At 64.7% G+C, this 5,625-nt stretch carries 6 protein-coding genes; 2 read left to right on the top strand and 4 right to left on the bottom strand.

Going from position 1 to position 5,625, the window contains the following annotated elements; genetic code table 11:
• Window positions 1-1,111 (top strand): YbfB/YjiJ family MFS transporter (locus tag BRAS3843_RS19235; RefSeq protein ID WP_035982187.1); only part of this gene is annotated, 1,111 nt, incomplete at its 5' end.
• Between the two features lie 188 nt (window positions 1,112-1,299).
• On the opposite strand, the gene BRAS3843_RS19230 is transcribed toward BRAS3843_RS19235, so the two are convergent.
• The 3 genes from BRAS3843_RS19230 to BRAS3843_RS19220 all read right to left on the bottom strand — a co-directional run bounded on the left by BRAS3843_RS19230 (window position 1,300) and on the right by BRAS3843_RS19220 (window position 3,550).
• Window positions 1,300-2,085 (bottom strand): molybdopterin-binding protein, encoded by a 786-nt coding sequence (locus BRAS3843_RS19230; RefSeq protein ID WP_008970668.1) that lies wholly within the window; start codon window positions 2,083-2,085, stop codon window positions 1,300-1,302.
• Between the two features lie 74 nt (window positions 2,086-2,159).
• Window positions 2,160-2,798 (bottom strand): cytochrome b/b6 domain-containing protein, encoded by a 639-nt coding sequence (locus BRAS3843_RS19225; RefSeq protein ID WP_008970667.1) that lies wholly within the window; start codon window positions 2,796-2,798, stop codon window positions 2,160-2,162.
• Between the two features lie 197 nt (window positions 2,799-2,995).
• Window positions 2,996-3,550, bottom strand: a complete 555-nt coding sequence (locus BRAS3843_RS19220; protein ID WP_008970666.1) for a fasciclin domain-containing protein — start codon at window positions 3,548-3,550, stop codon at window positions 2,996-2,998.
• A 468-nt stretch (window positions 3,551-4,018) separates the two neighbouring features.
• On the opposite strand from BRAS3843_RS19220, the gene BRAS3843_RS19215 reads away from it, so the two are divergent.
• Window positions 4,019-4,453 carry a hypothetical protein gene (locus BRAS3843_RS19215; RefSeq protein ID WP_244425401.1) on the top strand — a complete coding sequence of 145 codons (435 nt, stop codon included), beginning with the start codon at window positions 4,019-4,021 and terminating at the stop codon, window positions 4,451-4,453.
• A gap of 120 nt (window positions 4,454-4,573) precedes the next feature.
• Here BRAS3843_RS19215 and BRAS3843_RS19210 read toward each other — a convergent pair.
• Window positions 4,574-5,625, bottom strand: a 1,052-nt coding sequence (locus BRAS3843_RS19210; RefSeq protein WP_050886474.1) for an OmpA family protein, incomplete at its 5' end; no start/stop codon positions are given.

Here is a 5,625-nt window from a genome sequence, read left to right as displayed (position 1 = left end):
CCTCGGCATCGGCCGCTTCGCCTATGCGCTGGTGCTGCCGGACATGCTGGAGACGCTGCATTGGTCCTATTCGGCCGCGGGGTTCATGAACACCGTCAATGCGGCGGGCTATCTGCTCGGCGCATTGATCGCGTCGCGGCTGATCCGCTGGGCGGGCTGGTCGGCCGTCGTCCGGAGCGGAACGCTGGCGGCATTGGCCTCGCTCGCGGTGTGTGCCGGAAGCGACAATTTTATCATCCTGAGCCTCGCGCGCCTCGTGGCCGGCATCGGCGCCGGCGTGGCCTTCGTCGCCGGAGGCGCCTTGGCCGCCCGGGTCGCGCAATCCGTGCCAGAGCGCGCGAGCTTCATCCTCAGCCTGTTCTATGCCGGACCTCCGCTCGGCATCGTTGCCTCCGGGCTGATTGCGCCGTTCGTGCTGCAGGCCTTCGGTCCCGGCTCGTGGTGGATCGTGTGGCTGGCACTGACGGCACTCGGCGCCGTGCTGACTATCCCTCTGCTGCTGACGCCGATTCCGGCTGCGCCCGCCGTCGCGGACGGCAGCGGTGAGCGCTTCTCGCTGCGGCCGATGGCGGTCTACCTCCTGAGCTACTTTCTCTACGGTGCCGGCTACATCGCCTATCTGACCTTCATGATCGCCTATGTCCGCGATCTCGGCGCGGGCGCAGCCGCGCAGGCCGGCTTCTGGTGCCTGATCGGGCTCGCCGGTTTCACGACGCCCTGGGTCTGGCGGCGCGTGCTGATCCTGGACCGTGGCGGCCTGTCGACGGCGATCCTGCTGACCGTCAATGCCATCGGCGCCGGCCTGCCAATGCTGGGGCACGCGCCGCTGCTGCTCGCGCTGTCGGCCGTCGTGTTCGGCCTTGCGTTCTCCGCCGTGACCACGACGACCACGGCTTTCGTCCGCTTCAACACGCCGCCGGCCGCGTGGGCGCCCGCGATTGCTGCGCTGACCATCGTGTTCGGCATCGGCCAGACCTTGGGTCCGCTGGCGGTCGGCGCCATCACCGATGCGCTCGGCAGCCTCGATGCTGCGCTCGCCGTCTCGGCCGCGCTGCTGCTGCTCGCGGCATTGCTGGCGGCGATGCAAGGGAAGTTGAAGAAGAACGTGTAGCACAGAGCCGCTTCAACACCTTCCGGTGTCGTCCCGGCGAACGCCGGGACCCAGACCGCGTGATGTCTGGAAAGGGCACGCGGCTGATATCACGCCCAGCAACTCGACCCTGTGGTTATGGGTCCCTGCGTTCGCAGGGACGACAGGAGAGGTTACGGCTATGGCGCGGATCAGATCGGCCGCGATCATCAGCTCCCGCTGAACGAATTGTAGCCCTGGTCCTCCCAGTAGCCGCCCTTGTACTCGTTGGTGACTTCCATCGAGAGCACGTATTTCGGGTTCTTGAAGCCGAGCTTGGTCGGCACGCGGATCTTCATCGGAAAGCCGTAGGCGCGCGGCAGGATCTCGTCGCCGAACTTGAAGGTCATCTGGGTCTGCGGGTGCAGCGCGGTGCGCATATCCAGCGGCGAGTTGTAGCCGTCCTTGTCGGCGCATTGGAACCAGACGTATTTCGCGCGCGTATCGGCCCCGATCAGCTTCAGGAAGTCGCGCAGCGGCGTCCCGGTCCAGCTTCCGATCGCGCTCCAGCCTTCGACACAGATGTGCCGCGTCACCTGCTTGACCTGGGGCAGCGCGTAGAGTTCGTCCAGAGTCCAGGACTTCTTGTTGTCGACGAGACCGCGCACCTCGAGCTTCCAGTCCTTGCCGTCGACCTCGGGCGCCTCGTCGAGATCGTAATAAGCGTTGAACGGGAACGGCTTGGTGATCATGCTCTCCGGGAAGGTCGGCGCCAGCGCGTCCGGGTTGAACAGCCAGGCCTGCACGGCGTCATTGAATTTGGAAACCTGCGCTAGTAGCGACTCGGCCGAGTCGCTGTCGAGCACGTCGCACCCGGTCAGCAGCGTGAGCGCGCCGAGGCTGGCGCCCCCGGAGATGAAGCGGCGGCGGGTGAGATCGGGCATCAGCTTGGTCGCATCCTTGACCAGGAGCTTCTTATCGACGCCGGGAATGAGAAGCTTGCGCATGCGGCTCATGAATCGATCTCCTCGACAGTTATTTTGGGCATGATCTCATTCCGAAAACCGGTTCCCAGTTTTCGGGATCATGCCTAGCGCCCGATGATCATCGCACGCAGGCTCTTCGGCACCAGCAGCGCGAGCGCGACATGGACGATCAGGAAGGCGCAGATCAGCGACATGCAGACGAAATGAATGACGCGCGCGGTTGGATAATCGCCGAACAGCGCCACCAGCCAGTGCAGCTGCACCGGCTTCCAGATCGACAACCCTGTGAGCACGGTGACGATGCCGACCACGATAATCCCGGCGTAGAGCAGCTTCTGCACCGAATTGTAGATGGTGAGATCATCATGCGCGAGCTTGAAGGTCAGCGCCGCCTTGAGATCACCGAACACGCCGCCCGGCGTGATCGGCAACAGCTTGCTGCGGAAGCGGCCGGTCGCAAGACCCGTGATCAGGTAGGCCAGCCCGTTGAGCATCAGCAGCCACATCGCGGCGAAGTGCCAGAGCAGCGCACCGCCGAGCCAGCCGCCGAGCGTGACACTGTGATCGAAGCGGAAATTGAACAGCGGCGAGGCGTTGTAGATCTGCCAGCCCGACATGATCATCAGGATCATCGCGACCGCGTTGATCCAATGCATAACTCGAACCCAGGCGGGCTGGATCACCTTGGTCGGTTTTGCGCTGACTTCGCCCATGGTGTCGAGAGTGGGGGTGGCGCTGGTCATGGTGCTGGACATTAGCGGTCTGGCTCCGTCGCTCACATTCGTCTTCGAGTATACGCGCGCATTACCGGCTTCGTTACACCCCGGTAGCGATCAAAACGATAGGCAGAATCTATGGCGTTCACGAAAAGGCGAGCCGGAACAGTGTCCCGGCTCGCCAGCCGCGCATCCGTGAGGCGGGGGAACGGATGCCAGCGGGGTTACGAGGCCGGCATCAGCACGGTGTCGACCACATGGATGACACCGTTGGACTGGTGGACGTTGGAGATCGAGACCATCGAGCTGTCGCCCTTGGCATCGATGATCCAGATCTTGCCGTCCTTGTGCTTGACGGTGAGCGGCTCGCCCTCGACCGTCTTCAGCATCTTGCCGTCCGTGAGGTCGGAGGCGTCATATCTGCCGGCGACCACGTGATAGGTGAGGATCTTGGTCAAGGTCGCCTTGTTCTCCGGCTTGACCAGGCTGTCGACGGCGCCGGCCGGCAGCCTGCCGAAGGCGGCATTGGTCGGCGCGAACACCGTGAACGGGCCCTTGCCCTGGAGCGTCTCGACCAGACCAGCCGCCTTCACGGCCGCAACCAGCGTCGTGTGGTCCTTCGAGTTGACTGCGTTCTGAATGATGTTCTTGGACGGATACATCGCGGCACCGCCGACCATCACGGTCTTCTCTTCGGCGCGCGCGGGCGCGACGAATGTTGAGGTCAGCGCGAGCGCGCTGAAGGCGGCAGCAGACAAGAAGGCAATGCGCTTCGACATCGATAGCTCCCGAATGGTTTAAGCAACCGGCAAGGCCGGCGCGACAGGTGGATTGCGACATCGATGCGTTGTCTCGCGGTGATATCCGTCGCATCGTGTCGGGCGGAGCTACGGGAAGCTTTTCGATCCAGTTTCGACGCATAATTTAATGTGATGTTTGAAACTAATCGCGGGCACGAACGTGACTTGTTGTTTTGAGCTGCGACGATTCTGCCGCCCCGCCGAAGCGGCCTCATGGAGCCAAACGACGTTTGCTCCCTGATGCGAACTGGTCTTCTGCCGACATCCGTATAATTACTGCACACAGTCGTACACGCGGACTGGACGTTAACTACGTTCACGGACAAGGCGGCACAAAACCCGCACGAGCATTGCGAGTAACCCTTTCTTAAGGTTGATTACAGCTAGCGCGATTCGCGGGAAGGGGCTCTCTCGCAATCTCAGGCGCGGCGTGACGGGGGTCGCATCGTGATCAGAACAATTTGGGTAGCCGGTCTTTGTCTGGCGATGATCGCCGGCCTGTTGGCCACCAAGGTGGTGTCAGCTGCAGTATCGACCTCGTCGGATCCGCAAGTCGATTTGGGGGCGTCGTTGGACCGAGCTCCCATTCCAGGCGTGGACACGTTGACCGAGACCGACCGCAACATGGCACCGCCTCAGGCGGACAGCGACGGCACTGCGATGCTGCCGCTTCTCTCCACCACGGTGCGGGCCGCGTCCGCGAGAGCGCAGGGAGGATCGACGCATCGGGCGCGATCGACCGTGCGGGTCAAGGCCGTCGCGCGTGTGCCGGCGAAGCGAGGTGCAGAGCCCGTGAAGGCTGCCGCCGTGCCTTGCCGGCAGCTGGATCCGATCGCGCGCTTTCTCGTGTCCGCCAATGCCGCGCCGCGCTGCCAGGGCTGAGCCGCTCCGCTGCACGACTTCGCACGAGCTTGCCTCAAACAACAACGGCCGGGATCGCTCCCGGCCGTTTTGTTTACGTGGGTCCCGCCTTGCGTGCGGTCGGGACCGAGGATGCAGCTCTTACCGCGGCGGCGCGATGCCGGGAGGAGGCGGCGGCAGCGAAGCCTGCCCGCCGTTCAACAGCGGCGTGATGCGGCGCACCGTCACGCGGCGATTGAGGCGGCTCGGGCCGGAGGTCTGCTCCTTGAGATATTGCGAGCCGTAGCCCTGCGACGTCAGGTTTTCGGCAGGCACGCCGAATTGCTGCGTCAACAGCGTCGCCACCGATTCGGCGCGGCGATCCGACAGCGAGAGATTGTCGGTGTCGTTTCCGACCGCATCGGTATGCCCTTCGATCAGGAACACCTCGCGCGGGTTGCGCTGGATCGAACGGTTGAGACCGTCGGCAATCACCTGCAGCTTCGCCGCCTGGTCAGGGGAGACCTCCCATGATCCGGTGTCGAAGTTCACGGTGTTGAGGTCGATCGAGGGCATCAGCTGCCGGACCGACGGGCTGTAGCGGATCTCGTCGAGCGAATAGCGGCGCTCGACGCGTTCGACCGGCGGGGCTTCCAGCGTGTCGTAGATGACATCCGGCGGCGCCTCGGCGGCATCCACGATGTAGCGATCATACGGGATGCGAATCACCGGCGGCGGCAAGTCGACATAGAAGCCGCCGACCGCGGCGGGATCGCGATAGGTGTTGTCGATGATGATGAACTCGCGACCGCCCGGATCCCTGCGGATCCGGCGCAGCAGCCGTCCGTCCGGCGCGGTGACCGTGACGATCTCGCTGCCGTCCGGGCGGATCACGACGGTGCGGGTCTCGCCGTGTTCCTGGAGGACGCGGATGTCCCGCGCGCCGTAGCGGAAGCGCTCGAGTTCGTCGTGGCGGACGAATTCCTGCCCGCTCGGATCGCGCACGATGACGCGACCCGGCTCGAAGATCACGGTACGGCCGCCTTCCTGCACCTCGCGGCGCTGGGCGCGGAAGTCCTCCAGCCGCTGCGGACCGGGCGCCTGGGCGCCGGGCGCAATCGGCGTCAGCTGCTGCGGGGTCGGCGGCGGCGGCGCGGGAAGCGGAGCTGCGACCTGCGGCGGCGGCCGAGTGGCCATCGCAGGCGGCGCGCCCG

This window comes from Bradyrhizobium sp. STM 3843, assembly GCF_000239815.1.
In the GTDB taxonomy this organism is placed as follows: Bacteria; Pseudomonadota; Alphaproteobacteria; order Rhizobiales; family Xanthobacteraceae; genus Bradyrhizobium.
Note: the sequence above shows the minus strand (reverse complement) of the source record. Positions and strands in the feature narration are given on the sequence as shown.

What these genes read in the sequence shown, in the direction of transcription:
- BRAS3843_RS19230 (WP_008970668.1), bottom strand. Translation starts at nt 2,085, where the DNA reads ATGAGCCGCATGCGCAAGCTTCTCATTCCCGGCGTCGATAAGAAGCTC.
- BRAS3843_RS19225 (WP_008970667.1), bottom strand. Translation starts at nt 2,798, where the DNA reads ATGACCAGCGCCACCCCCACTCTCGACACCATGGGCGAAGTCAGCGCA.
- BRAS3843_RS19220 (WP_008970666.1), bottom strand. Translation starts at nt 3,550, where the DNA reads ATGTCGAAGCGCATTGCCTTCTTGTCTGCTGCCGCCTTCAGCGCGCTC.